The sequence below is a fragment of the Streptomyces sp. NPDC041796 genome (genome assembly GCF_055590785.1).
The window spans coordinates 225,008-246,732 of sequence record NZ_JBVJAH010000005.1; the positions used below are offsets into that span (position 1 = coordinate 225,008).

15 protein-coding genes and 1 pseudogene are annotated in these 21,725 nt (G+C 72.7%); 9 read left to right on the top strand and 7 right to left on the bottom strand.

Translation table 11 applies throughout. The features are described 5' to 3' along the window. Positions 1–53: 53 nt before the first annotated feature. On the bottom strand, positions 54–1,226 hold the full coding sequence (locus tag ACZ6C1_RS11910; protein WP_469240129.1) for a CapA family protein: 1,173 nt from the start codon (positions 1,224–1,226) through the stop codon (positions 54–56). Positions 1,227–1,345: 119 nt separating this feature from the next. Between ACZ6C1_RS11910 and ACZ6C1_RS11915 the strand changes: the two genes are divergently transcribed. From ACZ6C1_RS11915 to ACZ6C1_RS11935, 5 genes are all read left to right on the top strand, one after another. Beyond that, the gene (locus tag ACZ6C1_RS11915; protein WP_469240130.1) at positions 1,346–2,272 is read left to right on the top strand and encodes a hypothetical protein; all 927 of its coding nucleotides are present in this window, start codon (positions 1,346–1,348) and stop codon (positions 2,270–2,272) included. Between the two features lie 105 nt (positions 2,273–2,377). Further along, positions 2,378–3,271, top strand: coding sequence for a serine hydrolase (locus tag ACZ6C1_RS11920; RefSeq protein ID WP_469240360.1), 894 nt, complete (start codon positions 2,378–2,380; stop codon positions 3,269–3,271). A gap of 99 nt (positions 3,272–3,370) precedes the next feature. Continuing rightward, complete coding sequence (locus tag ACZ6C1_RS11925; protein ID WP_469240131.1) at positions 3,371–7,084, top strand: ABC transporter ATP-binding protein; 3,714 nt, start codon at positions 3,371–3,373, stop codon at positions 7,082–7,084. 136 nt (positions 7,085–7,220) lie between these two features. After that, positions 7,221–7,646 carry a hypothetical protein gene (locus ACZ6C1_RS11930; RefSeq protein WP_469240132.1) on the top strand — a complete coding sequence of 142 codons (426 nt, stop codon included), beginning with the start codon at positions 7,221–7,223 and terminating at the stop codon, positions 7,644–7,646. Between the two features lie 81 nt (positions 7,647–7,727). Further along, complete coding sequence (locus ACZ6C1_RS11935; RefSeq protein ID WP_469240133.1) at positions 7,728–9,158, top strand: aminopeptidase; 1,431 nt, start codon at positions 7,728–7,730, stop codon at positions 9,156–9,158. Between the two features lie 44 nt (positions 9,159–9,202). Here the strand turns inward: ACZ6C1_RS11935 and ACZ6C1_RS11940 are convergent, their stop codons facing one another. From ACZ6C1_RS11940 to ACZ6C1_RS11965, 6 genes and pseudogenes are all read right to left on the bottom strand, one after another. Continuing rightward, positions 9,203–9,799 (bottom strand): hypothetical protein, encoded by a 597-nt coding sequence (locus ACZ6C1_RS11940; RefSeq protein ID WP_469240134.1) that lies wholly within the window; start codon positions 9,797–9,799, stop codon positions 9,203–9,205. A gap of 75 nt (positions 9,800–9,874) precedes the next feature. Then, on the bottom strand, positions 9,875–11,698 hold the full coding sequence (locus ACZ6C1_RS11945) for a glycoside hydrolase family 3 protein (protein WP_469240135.1): 1,824 nt from the start codon (positions 11,696–11,698) through the stop codon (positions 9,875–9,877). 157 nt (positions 11,699–11,855) lie between these two features. Further along, positions 11,856–12,578, bottom strand: a complete 723-nt coding sequence (locus tag ACZ6C1_RS11950; RefSeq protein WP_469240136.1) for a hypothetical protein — start codon at positions 12,576–12,578, stop codon at positions 11,856–11,858. A gap of 660 nt (positions 12,579–13,238) precedes the next feature. Then, the gene (locus ACZ6C1_RS11955) at positions 13,239–14,024 is read right to left on the bottom strand and encodes a sugar phosphate isomerase/epimerase family protein (RefSeq protein WP_469240137.1); all 786 of its coding nucleotides are present in this window, start codon (positions 14,022–14,024) and stop codon (positions 13,239–13,241) included. A 70-nt stretch (positions 14,025–14,094) separates the two neighbouring features. Then, positions 14,095–14,580, bottom strand: a pseudogene (locus ACZ6C1_RS11960) (GNAT family N-acetyltransferase); the annotation flags it as partial. A 47-nt stretch (positions 14,581–14,627) separates the two neighbouring features. Next, positions 14,628–15,695, bottom strand: a complete 1,068-nt coding sequence (locus tag ACZ6C1_RS11965) for a LacI family DNA-binding transcriptional regulator (RefSeq protein ID WP_469240138.1) — start codon at positions 15,693–15,695, stop codon at positions 14,628–14,630. A 152-nt stretch (positions 15,696–15,847) separates the two neighbouring features. On the opposite strand from ACZ6C1_RS11965, the gene ACZ6C1_RS11970 reads away from it, so the two are divergent. The 4 genes from ACZ6C1_RS11970 to recD2 all read left to right on the top strand — a co-directional run bounded on the left by ACZ6C1_RS11970 (position 15,848) and on the right by recD2 (position 21,586). Continuing rightward, on the top strand, positions 15,848–16,999 hold the full coding sequence (locus ACZ6C1_RS11970; RefSeq protein ID WP_469240139.1) for a Gfo/Idh/MocA family protein: 1,152 nt from the start codon (positions 15,848–15,850) through the stop codon (positions 16,997–16,999). Beyond that, the gene (locus ACZ6C1_RS11975) at positions 16,996–18,138 is read left to right on the top strand and encodes a dihydrodipicolinate synthase family protein (protein ID WP_469240140.1); all 1,143 of its coding nucleotides are present in this window, start codon (positions 16,996–16,998) and stop codon (positions 18,136–18,138) included. Before ACZ6C1_RS11970 ends, ACZ6C1_RS11975 begins: the two co-directional genes overlap by 4 nt. After that, positions 18,135–18,947 (top strand): sugar phosphate isomerase/epimerase family protein, encoded by an 813-nt coding sequence (locus ACZ6C1_RS11980; protein WP_469240141.1) that lies wholly within the window; start codon positions 18,135–18,137, stop codon positions 18,945–18,947. Before ACZ6C1_RS11975 ends, ACZ6C1_RS11980 begins: the two co-directional genes overlap by 4 nt. 413 nt (positions 18,948–19,360) lie before the next feature. Beyond that, positions 19,361–21,586, top strand: a complete 2,226-nt coding sequence (gene recD2 / locus ACZ6C1_RS11985) for an SF1B family DNA helicase RecD2 (RefSeq protein WP_469240142.1) — start codon at positions 19,361–19,363, stop codon at positions 21,584–21,586. Positions 21,587–21,725 lie beyond the last annotated feature (139 nt).

The window sequence follows — 21,725 nt, forward strand, 5'->3', positions numbered from 1 at the left end:
CCAGACCCGGATGTGTGGGAAATGGTTGTACGGGCTGGAGAAAGTGTGATCCGTTACTCGGGCAGGGGGTGCAGGGGTCTCAGCCCGTCCTTCGCCGCACCGCGGTTCAGCATCGTGCCCTGGGTGCGTTCGAACGCGAGCCGGTAGCGGGCGCGCTGCTGCTCACTGACGCCGGAGCCGTCGCGCAGTGCGGCGGCCACATCCAGCAGACGGTGGTCCTTCACCGCGCCTTCGGGGAGCTTGCCCGACTCGTCCGGGTCCGGCGGGATGTCCACGAAGGTCGGCACGTACCGGGCCTCGACGTGCCACGCCCCGCCGCGCTTGCTGAACTCGAACCAGCCGATGACCCCCTCCTCCGTCAGGCCGGTCGGCACGTCATGACGGGCGATCTGGTTGCCGAGCCCGTACGCGATCCACGTGCCGTCCACCTTCTCCATCGGCTGTACGACGTGCGCGTGGTGGCCCAGGACCAGGTCGATCCCCGTCTCCTCGGCGATCCTACGGCCCAACTGGATCTGGGAGCGGCTGGGATTCGGCCAGTTCTCACGCCCCCAGTGGATGCTGAGGATCACCACGTCGGCACCGGCCTTCCGCGCCGCCTTCTCGGCCGCGGCGATCGCCGCGAACTCGGTCCGGTTGGCGAGCCAGGGCTTGTCCTTGGGCAGCTCGAAGCCGTTGAAGCCGAAAGCGAAGGAGATCTGCGCCACCTTGACGCCCTTCACGTCCATGATGAGCGGCTTCGCGGCCTCCGCGGCGCTGCGCGCCGAGCCGGTGTGCTTCAGGCCCGCCTTGTCGAGGGCGTCGAGCGTACGGGTGACTCCGGCGGCCCCGTGGTCGAGGGTGTGGTTGGAGGCCGAGGAGCAGCTGTCGTACCCGGCGTTCTTGATGGCCGTGGTGATCTGGGGCGGGACGAGGAAGGTCGGATAGCTCTGGAAGGGTCCCTCGGGCTCGCCCACCACCGGCTCGAAGTGGCAGATGCCCAGATCGGCCTTGCTGATGACCGGCTCGATCCCGGCGAACGTCGGGTCGAAATCGATCCCCGCGACCCCCTTGCCCGTCACCTTGGCGTCCTTGCGGGCCTGCTCGGTGAGCTGCGGGTGGATGAGGATGTCACCGGCCGCGGCGACGGTGAACGACGGTCCGTCCCCCGCCGGCTTCTCGTCCGACGACCCGAGGAGCCCGCATCCGGCGGTGCTCAGGAGAAGGGCGAGGGCAGTACCGGCCAACAGTGACCGGCGATGGTGGGGGCGCGTCATCACCTGGATATCTTCGTACAACTATGAAGGCGAACCGGACGAAGTTGGTAACAATTGCAGCAACAGCCGTGGTACTTCTCGCCTCACTCGTGATCCTTGTGCTGAACGTCACCACCTCGCCGGACGACTCCGCCGACGGACCGGACCCGCGCGACGGCGTGCCCACGGAGCGCGCCGGGGGCGCGGTCGACCTGGAGCGCCGCATCGCCGACTTCGCCCTCCGCCTCGACGAGGACGGCGGCTACCGGCCGCCCACCCGCGCCGAGCGGCGCACCGTCGCCGAAGGGGTCGGGCTGCTCCTGGACGGACGCCGCGACGCGGCCGCGCGGCGCCTCTCGGAGGTCGACCTCCAGCTGCGCACCGTGACCGACAGCGCCACCGGACGGCGGTACGCCGAGATCGCCGACCGCGCCGAGGACGGCCCCGCCCCGCGCGGCTGGGGCCGGGTGTACGTCGACCTCGCACAGCGGGCCGGCTGGTCGGTGCAGGTCCCGCATCCCGTGGCCGACGAGGACACCGAACGGCTGGGCGCCGCCGTCCTGCGGGGCACCCCGGGCGGAGTGCTCGTCGTCGCCGGTGCCCACCGCGAGGCCGGCAAGGGCAACGCGGCGGACGTGGCGCACCGGCGCGACACCGTCTTCCACGCCGTGTGCGACGAACTCACCCGGCGCGGCCTGCCCGCCCTCCAACTGCACGGCTTCGCCCGCTCGACCGCGCCCGGTCTCGATGCCGTCGTCTCCACCGGCCGGGGCGACGACGCGCGCGGCGAGGGCCGGGAGCTGGCGGACGTCCTGCGGGACCGCGGCTACGACGTCTGCCGGGCCTGGGCCCGCGACTGTCCGCTGGAGGGCCGCACCAATGTGCAGGGCCGCGCCGCCGCCGAGGCCCGGGTGCCCTTCCTCCACATCGAACTCAGCCGGCCGATCCGTACCGAGCCGGACGGGCGCCGGCAAGCGGCCGAGGCCTTCGCCGTGATCACCCGGTCGTGGGCCGCCGACCCGCGCCCGCGAGGATGATCGCGCGTACAACCTTTCCCGCGCTGCCGAGTCATCGATGGAGTGAACAGACTTTCCATATCCCGCCGCGGGCGCGGGGCCGTGTGCGCCGCGGTCGCCCTCGGGGTGCTCCTGCCGACCGCCGCCACCGTCACACCCGCCGCCGCCGCGACACCGGTCGTGGCCTGCACCTCCCAGAAGGCGGGCCTCGCCGCCAAGCTGGTCAAGGACATCAACGCCGCCCTCGCGGGCCGTAAGTCCACCACCGCGATCCTCGTCAACGACCGGATCACCAAGACCAGCTGCGTTCTGCGCCCGGACATGCAGTTCGACTCCGCGAGCGTGGTCAAGACGACCGTGCTCGCCACCCTCCTCTGGGACGCCCAGAAGACCAACCGCGCCCTGACGGCGACGGAGAAGTCCCGCGCCACCGCCATGATCACCAAGTCGGACAACGACGCCACCAGCGCGCTGTGGAGGCAGCTGGGCGTCACCAAGGTCAAGGGCTTCCTCACCGCGGCCGGCATGACCAGGACCGTCCCCGGCTCCGGCGGCTACTGGGGCCTCACCCAGATCACCGCCCGTGACCAGCAGCGGCTGCTGGCGCTGCTCACCGCGAGGAACACCGTCCTCACCGACGCCTCGCGCGCCTACGTCCTCGACCTGATGAACAAGGTCGTCACCTCCCAGCGCTGGGGCACCCCCGCCGGGGCCCCGAGCACCGCCAAGATCCACGTGAAGAACGGCTGGCTGCCGCGCGCCACTCATGGCTGGCGCGTGCACTCCATCGGAGCCTTCACCGGCGCCACGCACAACTACCAGCTCACCGTGCTCACGCACGACAACGCGGCCATGCAGGACGGCATCAACACCATCCAGGCCGTCGCCCGGGTGGTTCACGCCGACCTCAACCCCACGGCCGCCCGGAGCGACGCCTTCGTCCCGCCGGCCGTCCCGCAGGAAGCCGTGCCGGCCGTGCCCGGCCGTGCCGCCCAGGACGTGGTGAGCGCCCCGCGCTGAGCGGGACCGTGACGGAGGGATGAAATCCGTCCGCGCCCGCGTTGGTGCCTTCCGGTAGATCAGGTCGAACAGGTCGACGGGTCCAACGGGAGGCACCACGTGGCGGCGGCAGAGCAGGGATGGGCACGACGGCTGTCCGGGTACGCCTGGCGGTACCGGCGCAATGTGGTGCTCGCGCTCGGCTCGTCCCTCGGGGGCATGGCCGTCATGGCGCTCGTCCCGCTGATCACCAAGGTCGTCATCGACGACGTCATCGGGGCCGGGACGCGCTCCCTCGCCGTCTGGACCGGGCTGCTGATCGCCGCCGCGGTCGCCGTCTACGTCCTGACGTACATCCGCCGCTACTACGGCGGCCGCCTCGCCCTCGACGTGCAGCACGACCTGCGGACCGAGATGTACGGGACGATCACCCGGCTCGACGGGCGGCGGCAGGACGAGCTGTCCACCGGGCAGGTCGTCGGGCGCGCCACCAGTGATCTCCAGCTCATCCAGGGCCTGCTCTTCATGCTCCCGATGACCATCGGGAACTTCCTGCTCTTCCTGATCTCCCTCGTGATCATGGCGTGGCTGTCGCTGCCGCTCACCCTCGTCGCGCTCGCCGTCGCCCCCGCCCTGTGGTTCATCGCCAGGCGCAGCCGCACCCGGCTGCACCCCGCCACCTGGTACGCCCAGGCCCAGGCCGCGCACGTCGCGGGGGTCGTCGACGGCGCCGTGACCGGCGTACGCGTGGTCAAGGGCTTCGGGCAGGAGGACCAGGAGACCGGCAAGATCCGCGAGGCGAGCCGCAAGCTGTTCGCCGGCCGGATGCGCACCATCAAGCTGAACAGCCGCTACACCCCGGCCCTCCAGGCCGTGCCCGCGCTCGGGCAGGTCGCCATGCTGGCGCTCGGCGGCTGGCTGGCCACCCGGGGCCAGATCACCCTCGGTACGTTCGTCGCGTTCTCCACCTACCTCGCACAGCTCGTCGGCCCGGTCCGGATGCTCGCCATGGTCCTCACCGTCGGTCAGCAGGCCCGCGCGGGCGTCGAGCGCGTCCTGGAGCTGATCGACACCGAACCGTCGATCGAGGACGGCACCAAGGAGCTGCCGGCCGACGCCCCGGCGAGCGTCGAGTTCGACGACGTGTCCTTCGCGTACGAGGACGGGAGGCCCGTCCTCGACGGCTTCTCGCTGGAGATCCGCCCCGGCGAGACCGTCGCCGTCGTCGGCTCCTCCGGCAGCGGCAAGTCCACCGTCTCGCTGCTCCTGCCGCGCTTCTACGACGTGACGCACGGCGCCGTCCTGGTCGGCGGGCACGATGTGCGCGAGCTGACCGTGGACTCGCTGCGCGCCGCCATCGGCCTCGTACCGGAGGACAGCTTCCTCTTCTCCGACACGGTGCGTTCCAACATCGCGTACGGCAGGCCCGACGCCACCGACGAGGAGATACGGGCCGCCGCCCGGGCCGCCCAGGCGGACGGCTTCATCGCCGACCTGCCGGACGGCTACGACACCACCGTCGGCGAGCACGGGCTGACCCTGTCCGGTGGACAGCGCCAGCGCATCGCGCTCGCCCGCGCCATCCTCACCGACCCGCGGCTGCTGGTCCTCGACGACGCCACCTCCGCGGTCGACGCGCGCGTCGAGCACGAGATCCACGAGGCGCTGCGGTCCGTCATGGCCGGGCGCACCACCCTGCTCATCGCCCACCGCCGCTCCACCCTGAACCTCGCCGACCGGATCGCCGTCCTCGACGACGGACGGCTGTCCGACATCGGCACCCACGAGGAGCTGGAGCGGCGTTCCGCGCTCTACCGGCGGCTGCTCACCGACCCCGACGAGCTGGGCGGCGTCTCGCCCGGCCACGCCGTGCCCCCGGAGCTGCCCGAGGACCGCTTGGTGCGGCAGGAGCTGGACGCCGAGTTCGACGCGGAGCGGGGCATCACGCCCGCCCTGTGGGAGCGGGAACAGCCTGCCGAGGAGTCCGCGGCACCCGGCGCCACGCCCGAGCTGCTCGCCCAGGTCGAGGCGCTGCCCCCGGCGACCGACACCCCGGCGGTCGACGAGGCGCGGGCGGTCGCGCCCGAGGAGTCGTACGGGCTGCGCCGGCTGCTGCGCGGCTTCGGCGCGGTGCTGCTGGTCAGCCTCGGGCTGGTCGCCGTCGACGCGGGCATGGGCCTGCTGCTGCCGATCCTGATCCGGCACGGCATCGACGAGGGCGTCGAGCAGGCGGCGCTGGGCGCGGTGTGGGCGGCCTCCGCGCTGGCGCTGGCGACGGTGGTGGTGCAGTGGGTGGCCCAGACCGGTGAGATCCGGATGACCGGCCGGACCGGTGAGCGGGTGCTGTACGCGCTGCGCCTGAAGATCTTCGCGCAGCTCCAGCGCCTCGGGCTCGACTACTACGAGCGGGAGCTGACCGGGCGGATCATGACCCGGATGACCACGGACGTGGACGCCCTGTCGACGTTCCTCCAGACCGGGCTCGTGACCGCGTTCGTGTCGCTGGTGACCTTCTTCGGGATCATGGTCGCGCTGGTCGTGATCGACGTACAGCTCGCGCTGGTGGTCTTCGCGACGCTGCCCGTGCTGGTGGTGGGCACGGTGTTCTTCCGCCGGTCCAGCGTGAAGGCGTACGAGCTGGCACGGGAGCGGATCAGCGTCGTCAACGCCGACCTCCAGGAGTCGGTGTCCGGGCTGCGGATCGTGCAGGCGTTCCGGCGCGAGCGGTCGGGCGCGGAGGCGTTCGCCGCGCGCAGCGCGGAGTACCGGGCGGCGCGGGTGCGCGGCCAGTGGCTGATCTCGGTCTACTTCCCCTTCGTCCAGTTCCTGTCGTCGGTGGCCGCGGCGGCGGTGCTGATCGTGGGCGCGGGGCGGGTGGAGGCCGGGACGCTGACGACCGGCGCCCTCGTCGCGTACCTGCTCTACATCGACCTGTTCTTCGCGCCGGTGCAGCAGCTCTCGCAGGTCTTCGACGGCTACCAGCAGGCGGCCGTCTCGCTGGGGCGGATGCAGGAGCTGCTGCGCGAGAAGACGTCCACGGCCGCGCCGGTGAAGCCGATGCCGGTCTCCTCGCTGCGGGGCGAGATCGCCTTCGAGAAGGTGTCGTTCGCGTACGGGGCCGACGAAGCCGCCCTCACCGGAGTGGACCTGCGCATCCCGGCCGGGCAGACCGTCGCGTTCGTCGGCGAGACGGGCGCCGGCAAGTCCACGCTGGTGAAGCTGGTCGCCCGGTTCTACGACCCGACCTCCGGCCGGGTCACCGTGGACGGCGCCGACCTGCGGGACCTCGACCTCACCGCGTACCGCCACCGGCTCGGCGTCGTGCCCCAGGAGGCCTACCTCTTCGCGGGCACGGTCCGCGACGCCATCGCGTACGGGCGGACCGACGCGACCGACGCGGAGGTGGAGGCGGCGGCGCGGGCGGTCGGCGCCCACGACATGATCGCCACGCTGGACGGCGGCTACCTGCACGAGGTCGCCGAGCGGGGCCGCAACCTGTCGGCGGGCCAGCGCCAGCTGATCGCCCTGGCCCGGGCCGAGCTGGTCGACCCGGACGTGCTGCTGCTCGACGAGGCGACGGCCGCGCTGGACCTCGCCACGGAGGCACAGGTCAACGCCGCCACCGACCGCCTCGCCGGCCGCCGTACCACCCTGGTGGTCGCCCACCGCCTCACCACGGCGGCCCGCGCGGACCGCGTGGTCGTCATGGACCACGGCCGTGTCGCCGAGGACGGCACCCACGACGACCTCCTCGCCCGGGGCGGCCGTTACGCGGATCTCTGGCGCACCTTCATCGGCGAGGCCCCGGCCGAAACCCCGGCCGCGACGGCCTGACCCGTCCGAGTACCGCACCCGGGCGGTCCGAGTGGAGCCCGCCCGGGTGCCGACCGGCCTCCTGCCCCCGTTCACGCCGAACCGGTGCGCGGCGGCAACCGTTCGCCGCTCCGGTGCGTCGTACGCACGTACGCTCATGAGGCGAAGAGGAGCAAGCGTGTTCGGTGGGGTGGCTGTGGCCAGGACAAGACGACTGCTCGTGAACCTGCTCGCGGTGCTGGTCGCCGCGGGTCTCCTCGTTCTCGCCGGACCCGGCGCCCCACGTGCCGACGCGGCCACCGCCTGTTCCGGGCGCCTCGTCAAGACCATGACGTTCAGCACCGGCGAGCTGCGGGTGTACAAGAGCCGCCAGTACGCGTGCGCCCTCACCGTCGCGAAGCGGCCCGGCGCCCGCCGCGCCATGTCGGTGTCCATCCAGCCGCGCGGCGGACGCGCCGCCGTCGACGCGGGCGTGTTCACCCGGCAGGCCGGGCCCGTCACCGTACACGCCCTCAACCGCTGCGTCCGGGCGTCCGGAACCGTGGCGGGCCGGGGCGCCTCCACGGGCTGGATCCTCTGCTGACCCGTCCCAACAGGGGCTGGCGGCAACCCCGTTGATCCCACTAGGTTCGCGGCGACCACCGCAAACCCACGTGGAGGGTGAATGCGCAAGGCGCTCAGATGGCTGCTGTCCCTCACGGTGCTCATAGGCACCGTGAGCGCGGCCGGAACGGCCACCGCCGCCGGTACCGCCGACAGCGGCACGACCACCGGCACGACCACCGACATCAAGGACCGCGTCCTGGCGATCCCCGGGATGGCCCTGGTCGAGGAGAAGCCCTACCCCGGCTACCGCTACTTCGTCCTCACCTACACCCAGCCGGTCGACCACCGTGACCGCTCCAAGGGCACGTTCCAGCAGCGCCTGACCCTGCTGCACAAGGACACCGCCCGGCCCACCGTCTTCCACACCAGCGGATACGCCGTCAGCACCCGCCCCGGGCGGGCCGAGCCGACGCGCATCGTGGACGGCAACCAGGTCTCCATGGAGTACCGCTTCTTCACCCCGTCCCGCCCCCAGCCCGCCGACTGGTCGAAGCTGGACATCTGGCAGGCGGCCTCCGACCAGCACCGGATCTTCACCGCCCTGAAGAAGATCTACGACCGCAAGTGGCTCGCCACCGGAGCCTCCAAGGGCGGCATGACCGCCACGTACTACGAGCGCTTCTACCCCCGCGACATGGACGGCGTCGTCGCGTACGTCGCCCCCAACGACGTGGTGGAGAAGGAGGACTCGGCGTACGACCGGTTCTTCGCGACCGTCTCCACCCAGGAATGCCGCGACCGCCTCAACGCCCTCCAGCGCGAGGCGCTCGTCCGCCGCGCCCCGCTCCAGGAGAAGTTCCGCGCCAAGGCCGAGGCCGAGGGCGCGACCTTCACCACCGTGGGCAGCCTGGACAAGGCGTACGAGGCGGTCGTCCTCGACTTCGTCTGGGGCTTCTGGCAGTACCACACCGAGGCCGACTGCGCCTCGATCCCGGACGCGGCCACCGCCACCGACCAGGCCGTGTACGACACCATCGACACGTACTCCGGCTGGTCGTTCTACAGCGACCAGGGCCTGGAGCCGTACACCCCGTACTACTACCAGGCCGCCACCGAACTCGGCTCGCCCAGCATGAAGATGGCCCACCTGACGGGCCTGACCCGGTACGGCTACCAGCCCGCCCGGAACTTCGTCCCCCGCGACATCCCGGTGCGGTTCAAGCCGTGGGTGATGCGTGACGTCGACACCTGGGTGCGCACGCAAGGACGCGGCATGCTCTTCGTGTACGGCGGGAACGACCCGTGGGGCGCCGAGAAGTTCCGCGTCGACAAGGGCGCCCGGGACTCCTACGTGATGACCGCGCCGGGCGCCAACCACGGCGCGAACGTGGCGGGTCTCACCGAGGCCGAGCGCACCAAGGCCACCGCCCGCATCCTGGCCTGGGCGGGCGTCGCCCCGGCCGACCCGCAGCGCGCGGCACCGCTGACGTCGTACGACCCGCGCCTGGACAAGCGGGAGCTGCGCCGCGAGATGACGCTGCGCCCGTAGGACGTACGAGGCCGTACCCGGCGTAAGGGGGCTGCGCGCACCGCTCACACACGGCGCGCGCAGCCCACCGGCCCGGTCCGCCCCAGCTCCACGTACAGATCCGTCGGTGCCGGGCACTGCGCCCGCCGTTGTACGGCCCCCACCACCCGGTACTCCGGCCGCGCCTGGCCGGAGCCGTCGCAGGCCGTCTCCCTCACCTGGCCCCCGCGGGAGCCGGTGAGGCAGTCCCCGACGACCGTGTACGGCCCTCCGCCGCCCCCGGGGTCGCCCGGGTGCGGCGGCTGGAGGTTGCGCATGCAGGCGTAGCCCCGCGCCACCGTCCCGTCGCCGTCCTCGTCGGCCGCCGGGCGGTTCTCCGACACGTACAGCACGAAGTCGGTGGCCTCGGGGCAGACCGGCCCGTCGGCCGGGGGCCCCGCCGACCGGCTCAGCACCCGCGCGACGGCCCGCTCGCTGCCACAGGACACCTCATGGAAGTCCCGGCTCGGCGTGCTGCAGTCACCGGGGCCGAGGAAGACCTCGCCGTAGCCCGGTGCCGTGCTCTCGAAGCCCGCCGGTTCGCGCGCGGGTTCCGCGCAGCCGCTGAGCGCCGTCGCCACGAGCAGGGCGCACACCACCCCCGCGGTTCGTTGCCGACGCATGCGAGACCCCCCGATCCTCGCGCCCAGCGTGACCCGCCATGGCGAGCACACGCCAGGCGCGACGGGGGGATTGCGCTATTTGTACGACAGGCCGTAGCCCACTGGATACAGCACCTGGGCCGGATCGTCCGCGCGCTGCACGGGGACGGGCAGTCGCCCCTCCGGCCGCACCCGCCCGGCGATGACCCGGGCGGCGGCGCGCAGTTCGACGTCTGTCCAGGAGTAGGTGGCGAGCGTGGCGCGCTGACCGCTCAGACGGGCGATGTCGTAGGGGTTGCGGATGGCGACCGTGACGACCGGGACGCCGGTGCCGGCGAGCCGGGACACCAGGGTGCGCTGGCTGCTGGTCGCCGTGACGTTGTACGTCGCGACGATCACGGCGTCCTTGCCGGCCGCCGCCGCAACCGCCTCGTCGATCTTCGCGGCGGTCGGGGCGGTGCCGGTCGGCAACACCGTCGTGGTGAAGCCGAGTTCGGCGAGGGCCCCGGCCAGGGTGGCGGTCGGCGGACCGGTCGTCCCGGAAGGGGAGGCGACGTCGGCGCCGACGACGAGGAGGTTCGGCCGCTCGGTGGCGCCGAGCGGGAGCAGGCCGCCGTCGTTGAGCAGCAGGGTGGTGGTCCGTTCGGCGATCCGGTCGGCGACGGTGAGGTGCGGCCGGGTGCCGACGGTGCGGTCGACGGCGTCGTGGGTGACGTAGGGCTCGTGGAACAGGCCCAGCTTCGCCTTCAGCCGGAGGATGCGGAGAATCGATTCATCGATACGCGCCTCGCTGATCTCGCCGCTCTGTACGGCCTTGAGGACGGCGTTCCACGCCACGGACAGCTTCGGCGGGTTGAGCAACTGGTCGCAGCCGGCCTTGAGGGCGAGGACGGGCACGCGGTCGTCGCCGTACTTGGTGCGTACGCCCTCCATGCCCAAGGAGTCGGTCACGACGACACCGTCGTACCCCAGTCGCTCACGGAGGATGCCGGTGAGGATGGGGCGGGAGAGGGTGGCGGGGTCCTCGGCCGGGTCGAGGGCCGGGACCACGATGTGCGCCGTCATGATCGAGTCGATCCCGGCGGCGATGGCGGCCCGGAACGGCGGCGCGTCGAGCGTGCGCCACTGCTCACGGGTGTGAGTGATGGTCGGCAGACCGTAGTGGCTGTCGACGGAGGTGTCGCCGTGCCCGGGGAAGTGCTTGGACGTGGCGGCGATGCCCGCCCGCTGGTAGCCGCCGACCTGGGCGGCGACCATACCGGCGACGGCACGGGGGTCGGCGCCGAAGGAGCGTACGCCGATGACGGGGTTGGCCGGGTTGACGTTGACGTCGGCGACGGGCGCGTAGTTCTGGCGGATGCCCATCGCGGCCAGCTCGGTGCCCGCCACATGGGCGGCGCGCCGGGCGTCGGAGCGTGAGCCGCCCGCGCCGAGCGCCATGGCGCCGGGCATCAGCGTGGCCGGTTCCCCTATCCGGGCGACGATGCCGTGCTCCTGGTCGATGGAGATCAGGAGCGGCACGGGGGTGGCCCGGTCGAGCGCGGCGCGCTGGATGCCGTTGGACAGGTCGGCGATCTGGTGCGGGTCGCGGGTGTTGTGGGCCCAGGAGAAGTAGATGATGCCGCCGACGTGGTACGTCGCGATCAGCTCGGCGGCCGTGCGAACGCCGATCTCCTTGAGGTTGGCGTCGATGTCCGCCTGGTCGGGGGCGGTGGCGGAGTGCCCGTACACCCGCATGACGAAGAGCTGCCCGACCTTCTCCTCCAGGCTCATACGGGAGATGAGCCGCTTGAGGCGCCGGTCGTCGTCGGCCGCCCGGGCCGGCGTCGTGACCCCGGTGGCCGCGGCGGCCGCCGCGGCGGCGGTGACGGTGAGGAGAGTGCGTCTGGAGGGTGCGTTGGCGGTGGCTCGGTGGTGCATGCGGTGCTCCTTCCGGCCATGCGGATGAAGGAAGCGGATGAAGGAAACTTCCAAGGAGTCACGGATAGCCGGAAAGTAACTGCCAGGTCAAGGACCTGAGCACACCGCGCCGGGAACGGCGGCCGGGAGGCGGGACGCCCCTGGCCCTGGCACGGCGTCAGTTCCCGGCACGGCCGGAGCGGCCGGCCGCCGGCAGCGTCTTCCGCAGGGCATCGGCCCACGCCTCCCGCGCCGCGGTCCCGGGGGTCACCGTGTCGGGTGCGGCGGTCCCGGAGGGCGTCGTGTCCGGTGCCGCGGTCCCCGGGGCCACCGTGTCCGGTGCCGCGGTCGTCGGGCCGCCGGCGGCCGACCGTGCCTCCTCGAGGAGCGCGCGGGCCTTGGCCTCCGCCTGGTCGTACCGCTCCGGGAAGGCCGACCGCTGCACCCCCTGCGCGACCTGACCGGCGGTCCACCCGGGGTGCGCGCGGTCGGTCTCGACGGCCTTGGTGAAGAAGGAGTTGGACGCGTACGTCACGTCCATGCACTGTTCACGGGTGCCCCAGCCCTGGCTCGGGCGCTGCTGGAAGACACCGACCGAGTCGAGGTGCCCGCAGGGCAGGTTGTTCATGTGCGACTCGACCCACCCGGCCTCGAAGCCGGCCAGCATGACCTTGTCGTTGACGCCCAGCTCGACGCCCACCCGGTACACGGTCCTGATCACCTCCGGGTCGTGACCGGGAGGCACCGTACAGGCCGCGGCGCTCCCCAGCTCCGTGGCCGGGATGTGGTCCCCGACGGGAGGGGGCTCCCTCGTCACCGCCCTGGCGAGGTGCGGGCCGCCCAGTGCCCATGCGGCGGCGGTCAGGCCGCCGGCCTGCACGAAGCTGCGTCTGGACACCATGAGGAACTCCTTCGGGCGAGGCCGGGCAATCCCCGGCCGGTCTCGGGGACTCACGCCAGGTTCACATCCGTACGCCCCCTCCTCGTGCCCATGTGACGCCGTGTCGCCCGGAGCCCGCCCGAACAGTGCACAGCCGGGGGCCGTGCCGGCGACCGCCGCGACGACTCCGCGGCCCGGGGCCCGGAGCCCCGGGCGCGTGCCGCGCCGGGGGAGGGCAACCGTGCCCGCCCGGGCGGCCGTCGCCCGGCCCGCCGGGGACACGCCCCTGACCCTCGCGGCAGCCACCGGGTTCGCCCTGTCACCCGGCGCGGGGCCGCCCGTACCGCCCGCGCCGCCCGATCGGCCCGCGCCGCCCGTACCGCCCGCGCCGCCCGATCGGCCCGCGCCGCCCGTACCGCCCGTGCCGTCCGCGCGGTCCTCGGCCGATCGCCGAGGTGCCGCTCGTGCCGTGAGCGCCGCCCGTACCGCCCTCGTCATCCCCGCCGCCCGCACCGGCCGTACTGCCGGCACCGGCCGTACTGCCGGCACCGGCCGTACCGCCTGCACCGCCCGTACCGCCCGTACCGCCCGTGCCGTCCGTACCGGCCGCCCGGCCCTCGGCCGATCGCCGGGGTGCCGCTCGTCCGGGCGCGGGGCCGGCGGGAGCGTTGGGCGGTCCGTTCAGGCGAGCCCGGCGAGATGCTCCCGCCCCGCGGCCAGCAGTGGCGGGAGATCCGCCGCGGTGGGGTGCCACCGCTTCTCGTACTCCCAGCACACCCAGGGCTCACCGTCCCCCTCGCCCACCAGCGCCAGGCACTCCGCGAGCGGCAGTACCCCGGCGCCCAGGGGCAGCGGTGTGGTGTCCTCCACCGAGGCGATGTCCTTGACCTGGACGTACCCGAGGTACGGCGCCAGCACCGCGTGCGTCGCCACCGGGGCCTCGCCGGCCGTCCAGGGGTGCATCACGTCCCACAGCGCGCCCACGTGCTTGTGCCCCACCGTCCCCACGATCCGCGCCACGTCCGCGCCCGTGCGGTGCGAGTCGTGCGTCTCGACCAGGATCCGTACGTCCAGGTCCGCCGCGATCTCCGCCGCCACGCCCAGCCGCCGGGCCGCCGTCGCGTCCGCCTCCGCCGGGTCCTGGTCACCGCCGCCCGGGAACACCCGGACGTGACGTGCCCCCAGGTCGGCCGCCAGGTACAGGAGCCGGTGCAGCTCCTCGTACACGGGCTCGTCGTCACCGGCCTCCGCGACCCGCGCGTACCCCGCGACCGTCAGGATCTCGACACCCTCCCGCGCGAACTCCTCCACCACGGCCCGCCGTTCGTGCCCCACCAGCCCGGGGTGCACCGGCTCCTCGGGGTGGGCGCGCAGCTCCACGCCCTGGTAGCCGCTCTCCACGGCGAGGCGGACGACGTCGGGGACCGGCATCCCGGGGACACCGAGGGTGGAGAAGGCGTACTTCACGGTCTGCAGCTCCTTCGTGCGACGCGGGGTCCGGTCGGACTCGCGTGGAACGTACCCCGCGGGCGCGGCGTCATTGCCCGCGCAACGGCAGCCGCCAGTCCTGACCCACCAGGTCCGCCCCGTACGAGCGGTGCGGCTTCTCGGCCACCAGGGTGAACCCGGCGCGCCGGTAGATCCGCCGGGCGGCGGTCAGGACGTCATTGGTCCACAGCACCAGCTCCCGGTAGCCCGCCTCCCGCGCGAATTCGGTCACCGTGCGCACCAGCAGGTCGCCGATACCGTGGCCGCGCGCCTCCGGCTCGACCAGGAGGAGGCGGAGCCGGGCGGTCGCGGGGGCCTCGTCGCGGACGCACATCACGCAGCCGGCCGGGCGGCCGTCCAGCTCGGCGATCCACACCCGCTCCAGGTGCGGGTCGTGGTCCTCGGCGAAGTCGGCGACGATCCGGGCCACCAGGCCCTCGAACGTGGTGTCCCAGCCGTACTCCGCCGCGTACAGCGCGCCGTGCCGCGCCACGATCCACCCCAGGTCCCCGGGCTCGGGGGCGCGCAGCGTGACGCGGCCGGCCGGTCCGCCGCCGGCGCCGCCCCGGGGCCCGCCCCCGGTCATGAGGCCGGCCGGCCCGTCGACGCCCGGACCATCAGCTCCCCGCCGATCGTCGCGACACCGCCGGGCGGCGGGGTCTCGGTGCCGGTCGCCAGCCGCCCGGCCCGGACCCCGGCCTCGTACAGCGGCAGCCGTACGGTGGTGAGCGCGGGCACCGCGTCCACCGAGAACGGCAGGTCGTCGAAGCCCGCCACCGAGACGTCGTCCGGGATGCGCAGCCCCTGGTCGCGCAGCGCGGCGCAGGCGCCCAGCGCGACCGTGTCGTTGGCGGCGACGATCGCGGTCAGGTGCGGTTCGCGCCGCAGCAGCTCCAGCGCCGCGTCGTACCCGGAGCGCCGGTCGTAGGGCCCGTGGAGCGTGAGCCGGTCCAGTTCCCGGCCGCCGCCCAGCCCCGCCGCCTCCATCGCCGCGAGGTGGCCCTCCAGGCGGTGGCGGGTGGTGGTGCGTTCGGCCGGTCCGGCGACGTACCCGATCCGCCGGTGGCCGAGGGTCAGCAGATGCTCCGTCAGCCGCCGCCCACCGCCCCGGTTGTCGAACGTCAGCGCGGCCGCGATCGCGTCGCCCGCCGCCGGCACCGGCGGCCGCCCGCACAGCACCACCCGGGTCCCGGCGTCCGCGAGCTTGGCGAGCTTGGCGGCCGTCGCCGCGATGTGGTCCGCGTCCTCCACCGCGCCTCCGGTCAGCACGACGGCGGCCGCGCGCTGGCGCTGGAGGAGGGTGAGGTAGGTCAGTTCGCGCTCGGGGGAGCCGCCGGTGTTGCAGACCACGGCGAGCTTCTCGCCGCCCGCCCGGCCCGAGGCGCGTTCGCCGATCGCGTGCTGGGCGGCCCCGGCCATGATCCCGAAGAACGGGTCGGCGATGTCGTTGACGAGGATGCCGACCAGGTCGGAGGTGGCGGCGGCGAGCGCGCTGGCGGGGCCGTTCAGTACGTAGTCCAGCTCGTCGACGGCGCGCAGCACCCGCTCACGGGTGGAGGCGGCGACCGGGTAGTTGCCGTTCAGGACGCGGGAGACGGTGGCCGGGGACACCCGGGCGCGTGCCGCCACATCGGCCAGGGTGACGGTCATCGCGTGCCTCCGAGGAGAGTCGGACAGGGCCCTTGTACGAGCCGCTGTCGGCAGGCTAGCGTCATCACCGGTAGAAAGCGCTTGCTGCGACGTTGTCCGGGCATGACTCCCCTCATCACGGGCGAACCGCCCACCACAGAGGGAGGACCTTCGTGACACGCAGAACCGTGCGGATCGCCATGAACGGCGTCACGGGGCGGATGGGTTACCGGCAACACCTGGTCCGCTCGATCCTCGCGATCCGCGAGCAGGGCGGCCTCGACCTGGGCGACGGCCAGGTCCTGTGGCCCGAGCCGGTCCTCGTCGGCCGCCGGGAGCACGCCCTGCGGGACCTCGCCGGCCGGCACGGGCTGACCGAATGGTCCACCGACCTCGACGCGGTCCTCGCCGACGAGACCACGGAAATCTACTTCGACGCCCAGGTCACCTCCGCCCGCGTCGACGCCCTCACCCGGGCGATCGCCGCCGGCAAGCACGTCTACACCGAGAAGCCCACCGCGACCGACACCTCCGGCGCCCTCGGACTCGCCCGCCTCGCCCGCGCCGCCGGGATCAAGCACGGCGTCGTCCAGGACAAGATCTTCCTGCCGGGCCTGCTCAAGCTGAAGCGCCTGGTCGACGGCGGCTTCTTCGGCGAGATCCTCTCCGTACGCGGGGAGTTCGGCTACTGGGTCTTCGAGGGCGACTGGCAGCGGGCCCAGCGCCCCTCCTGGAACTACCGCGCCGAGGACGGCGGCGGCATCGTCGCCGACATGTTCCCGCACTGGGAGTACGTACTGCACGAACTGTTCGGCCGTGTGACGTCCGTGACCGCCCACGTCACCACCCACATCCCGCAGCGCTGGGACGAGGACGGCAAGCCGTACCCCGCCACCGCCGCCGACGCCGCCTACGGCATCTTTGAGCTGGCAAGCGGCGCCGTCGCCCAGATCAACTCCTCCTGGGCGGTACGCGTCCACCGCGACGAGCTGGTCGAGTTCCAGGTCGACGGCACCCACGGCTCGGCCGTCGCCGGACTGCGCGGCTGCCGCGTCCAGCACCGCTCCGCCACGCCCAAGCCGGTCTGGAACCCGGACATCCCCGTCACGGAGGCGTTCCGCGAGCAGTGGCAGGAAGTCCCGGACAACACCCTGTTCGACAACGGTTTCAAGGCCCAGTGGGAACTCTTCCTGCGCCACGTCGCGCTCGGCGAGCCGTACCACTGGGACCTCCTGGCGGGCGCGCGCGGCGTACAGCTCGCCGATCTGGCCCTCAAGTCCTCGACGGAAGGACGCCGTTACGACGTACCGGAGCTGTCGCTGTGACGATCAGGCTGCCGCACGGCCCGTACGAACCCCGTACCGAGCCCGCGTCCTTCACCACCGTGGGTGCCCCTCCGGTGTCCCGGACGGTCTTCTCCGCCGCCCACGTCGTCGCCGACCCGTACGCGGACGTCACCCCCGACTCCCCGGCGGCCGTCGACTGGGACGCCACCCTCGCCTTCCGCCGCCACCTGTGGGCCCACGGGCTGGGCGTCGCCGAGGCCATGGACACCGCCCAGCGCGGCATGGGCCTGGACTGGGCGGGGGCGGCCGAACTGATCCGCCGCTCGGCCGCCGAGGCGAAGGCGGTCGGCGGCCGGATCGCGGCCGGCGTCGGCACCGACCAGCTCACCGCCCCGGCCGACCCGGCCACCGTCCGTGCGGCGTACGAGGAACAACTGGCCCTCGTCGAGGACGCCGGCGCCCAGCCCGTCCTCATGGCGTCCCGGGCCCTGGCCGCAGCCGCGCGGTCCCCCGACGACTACACGACCCTCTACACCCACCTCCTGCGCCAGGCGAGCGCACCCGTCATCCTCCACTGGCTGGGCCCCATGTTCGACCCCGCTCTGGAGGGTTACTGGGGCTCCGCCGACCTCGACGCCGCCACCGACACCCTCCTCGAGGTCATCGCCGGGCACCCGGACAAGGTCGACGGCGTCAAGGTGTCCCTGCTGGACGCCCGGCGCGAGGTCGAGCTGCGCCGCCGCCTCCCCGAAGGCGTGCGCTGCTACACGGGTGACGACTTCCACTACCCCGAACTCATCGAGGGCGACGACCACGGCTTCAGCCACGCCCTGCTCGGCATCTTCGACCCGCTCGGCCCACTGGCGGCCGAGGCGGTACGGATGCTGGACACTGGCGACAGGAAAGGTTTCCGCGCGCTCCTCGACCCGACCGTCACACTCTCCCGCCACCTCTTCCGGGCGCCGACCCGCTTCTACAAGACGGGTGTCGTGTTCCTGGCCTGGCTGGCCGGCCACCAGGACCACTTCACGATGGTCGGCGGCCTGCAGTCGGCGCGCTCGCTCCCGCACCTGGCGAAGGCCTACGAACTGGCCGACGGGCTGGGCCTGTTCCCCGACCCGAAACTCGCCGAGTCCCGTATGAAGTCCCTGCTCACGGTGTACGGAGTCGAACAATGAGCGACCTGGACCGCTTCAGCGTCAACCAGATGACGGTCCGACAACTGCCCCTGCCCGAGCTGGTGGACGCGTGCGCCCGCCTCGGCGTCCCGGGCATCGGCCTGTGGCGCGAACCGGTCGCCGAGCACGGCCTCCAGGCCACCGCCAAGCTGGTGCGCGACGCGGGGCTGACCGTCACCACCCTGTGCCGGGGCGGCTTCTTCACCACCGCCGCGAACCTGGACGACAACCGCGCGGCCCTCGACGAGGCGGCGACCCTCGGTACCGACACCCTGGTCCTGGTCTCCGGCGGCCTCCCGCCCGGGGAGAAGGACCTGGTCGCCGCGCGCTCGCTGATCGCCGACGCGCTCGCCGAACTCACCCCGTACGCGGCCGAGCGGGGCATCCGGCTCGCCATCGAGCCCCTCCACCCCATGTACGCGGCCGACCGCTGCGCGATCTCCACCCTGGACCAGGCACTGGTCCTCGCCGAGCCCTTCCCCGCCTCCCAGGTCGGCGTCGTCGTCGACACGTACCACGTGTGGTGGGACGACCGGGCCCCGGCGGCGGTCGCCCGGGCCGGCGCCCAGGGGCGCATCCACTCCTTCCAGCTCGCCGACTGGACCACACCCCTGCCCGCCGGGGTGCTCAACGGCCGGGGGCAGCTCGGCGACGGCACCGTCGACCTGCGCGCCTGGCGCCGGCTGGTCGACGCGTCCGGCTACACCGGCCCGATGGAGGTGGAGCTCTTCAACGACGGCCTGTGGGCCCGGGACGGCGGGGAGGTCCTGGAGGAGACGGTCCGGCGGTTCGTCCGGCACGTCCTCTGACGACGGCTTGTGGAATCCGAATTCCGGAAAAACAACTGCCCGCGATCGTGCAACCCTTCCGGGGTGACGAGTGTCGTAGTTGTCGTCAGGCTTCCGGGGGGAGGATCTGGGGGGATCCAGGAAGCCCGTCCGGGGGGAGCACGCAGGGGCCCGGTCAGCGGACCGGGCCCCTTGTAGTGCCTGGCGCCCCGTGCTGCTCGGGGACTCGCCGCTCGCGACGCCACCGTCCGGCCCGGCGATCAGGACCATCTGCGGACGCGCCCCGCCGTCACCCCACGTGCCGACGCGCACGCGCGCGACGCCGGCGAGCAGCCGGTCTCCGCGATCCGGCCGTCGGGCCCGCAAAAGCCGGGCGGGGCAGGAGTTTTCCACAGGCGGGCGGTGCTGTCGGAGGTGCCGGGTAGCGTCGGAGCATGTCCAGTCCAGCAGTGGTCGAAGGGGTCCTCGAGCGGATCACGTACGCCAATGAGGAGAACGGCTACACGGTCGCCCGGGTCGACACCGGGCGGGGCGGCGGCGAGCTCCTCACGGTGGTCGGCTCGCTGCTCGGCGCGCAGCCGGGGGAGTCGCTGCGGATGGAGGGGCGCTGGGGGTCGCACCCGCAGTACGGCAAGCAGTTCACCGTGGAGAACTACACGACCGTCCTGCCGGCCACCGTCCAGGGCATCCGCAGGTATCTGGGCTCCGGCCTGATCAAGGGCATCGGGCCACGCATCGCCGACCGGATCGTGGAGCACTTCGGCGTGGACACGCTCGACGTCATCGAGCGGGAGCCGAAGCGGCTCATCGAGGTGCCGGGCCTCGGGCCGAAGCGGACGAAGATGATCGGCGCCGCGTGGGAGGAGCAGAAGGCCATCAAGGAGGTGATGGTCTTCCTCCAGGGCGTCGGCGTCTCCACCTCCATCGCGGTGCGGATCTACAAGAAGTACGAGGACGCCTCCATCTCCGTGGTGAAGAACCAGCCCTACCGGCTGGCCGCGGACGTGTGGGGCATCGGGTTCCTCACCGCCGACAGGATCGCGCAGGCCGTGGGGATCCCGCACGACAGCCCCGAGCGGGTCAAGGCCGGACTGCGGTACGCCCTTTCGCAGTCGGCCGACCAGGGGCACTGCTTCCTCCCCGAGGAGCAGTTGATCTCCGACGCGGTGAAGCTCCTCCAGGTCGACACGGGCCTGGTGATCGAGTGCCTGGCGGCACTGGCGGCCGACGAGGAGGGCGTCGTGCGCGAGCAGGTGCCGGGGCCGGAGGGGCAGCCGCTGACGGCCGTCTATCTGATTCCGTTCCACCGGGCGGAGATCTCCCTGGCCGCCCAGGTCCAGCGGCTCCTGCGCACGGAGGAGGACCGGATGCCGGCGTTCCGGGACGTGGCGTGGGACAAGGCGCTGGCGTGGCTCGCGGATCGTACGGGGGCGGAGCTGGCGCCCGAGCAGGAGCAGGCGGTGCGGCTCGCCCTCACCGAGAAGGTGGCCGTCCTCACGGGCGGCCCCGGCTGCGGCAAGTCGTTCACGGTCCGGTCGGTCGTGGAGCTGGCCCGCGCCAAGAAGGCCAAGGTGATCCTCGCCGCGCCCACCGGCCGCGCGGCCAAGCGGCTGGCGGAGCTCACCGGCGCGGAGGCGTCCACGGTCCACCGGCTGCTGGAGCTGAAGCCGGGCGGGGACGCGGCCTACGACCGGGACCGGCCGCTCGACGCCGATCTGGTCGTCGTCGACGAGGCGTCGATGCTGGATCTCCTGCTGGCGAACAAGCTGGTCAAGGCGGTGGCGCCCGGTGCGCACCTGCTGCTGGTGGGGGATGTCGACCAGCTGCCGAGCGTGGGCGCGGGGGAGGTGCTCGGGGACCTGCTGGCGCCGGAGAGCCCGGTCCCGTCGGTGCGGCTCACGCGGATCTTCCGGCAGGCCCAGCAGTCCGGTGTCGTCACCAATGCGCACCGGATCAACTCCGGTCAGCACCCGATCACTTCGGGGCTGCCGGACTTCTTCCTGTTCGTCACGGAGGACACCGAGGAGGCGGGACGGCTCACCGTGGACGTCGCCGCCCGCCGCGTCCCGGCGAAGTTCGGCCTCGACCCCCGCCGGGACGTGCAGGTGCTGGCGCCGATGCACCGGGGCCCGGCCGGCGCGGGCACCCTGAACGGCCTCCTCCAGCAGGCCGTGACCCCGTCGCGGCCGGACGTCCCGGAGAAGAGATTCGGCGGAAGGGTCTTCCGCGTCGGCGACAAGGTCACGCAAATTCGCAACAATTACGAGAAGGGGGCGAACGGGGTCTTCAACGGCACGGTCGGTGTGGTCACCTCGCTCCATGTGGACGAGCAGCGGCTGACGGTCCTGACCGACGAGGACGAGGAGGTGCCCTACGACTTCGACGAGCTGGACGAGCTGGCACACGCGTACGCCGTCACCATCCACCGCTCCCAGGGGAGCGAGTATCCGGCGGTGGTGATCCCGGTCACCACGGGGGCGTGGATGATGCTCCAGCGGAACCTGCTCTACACGGCCGTCACGCGGGCGAAGAAGCTCGTCGTCCTCGTCGGCTCACGCAAAGCGATCGGGCAGGCGGTCCGTACCGTTTCCGCTGGTCGGCGCTTTACCTCACTGCGCCATCGGCTGAAAGGTGAGGTGCGGGTGGGAAACATCACCTAAGGATCATCCGGACTTTCGTAACCGGGGCGAAGGGGGCAGGATGAGCAGGTTGACGGCACTGAGTGCCGCCAATTGGCCGAATGGTCGACCCCGAGTGCACTCTGCTGGGCCAAGTGGGGGATGGTAGAGACAGTCAGGG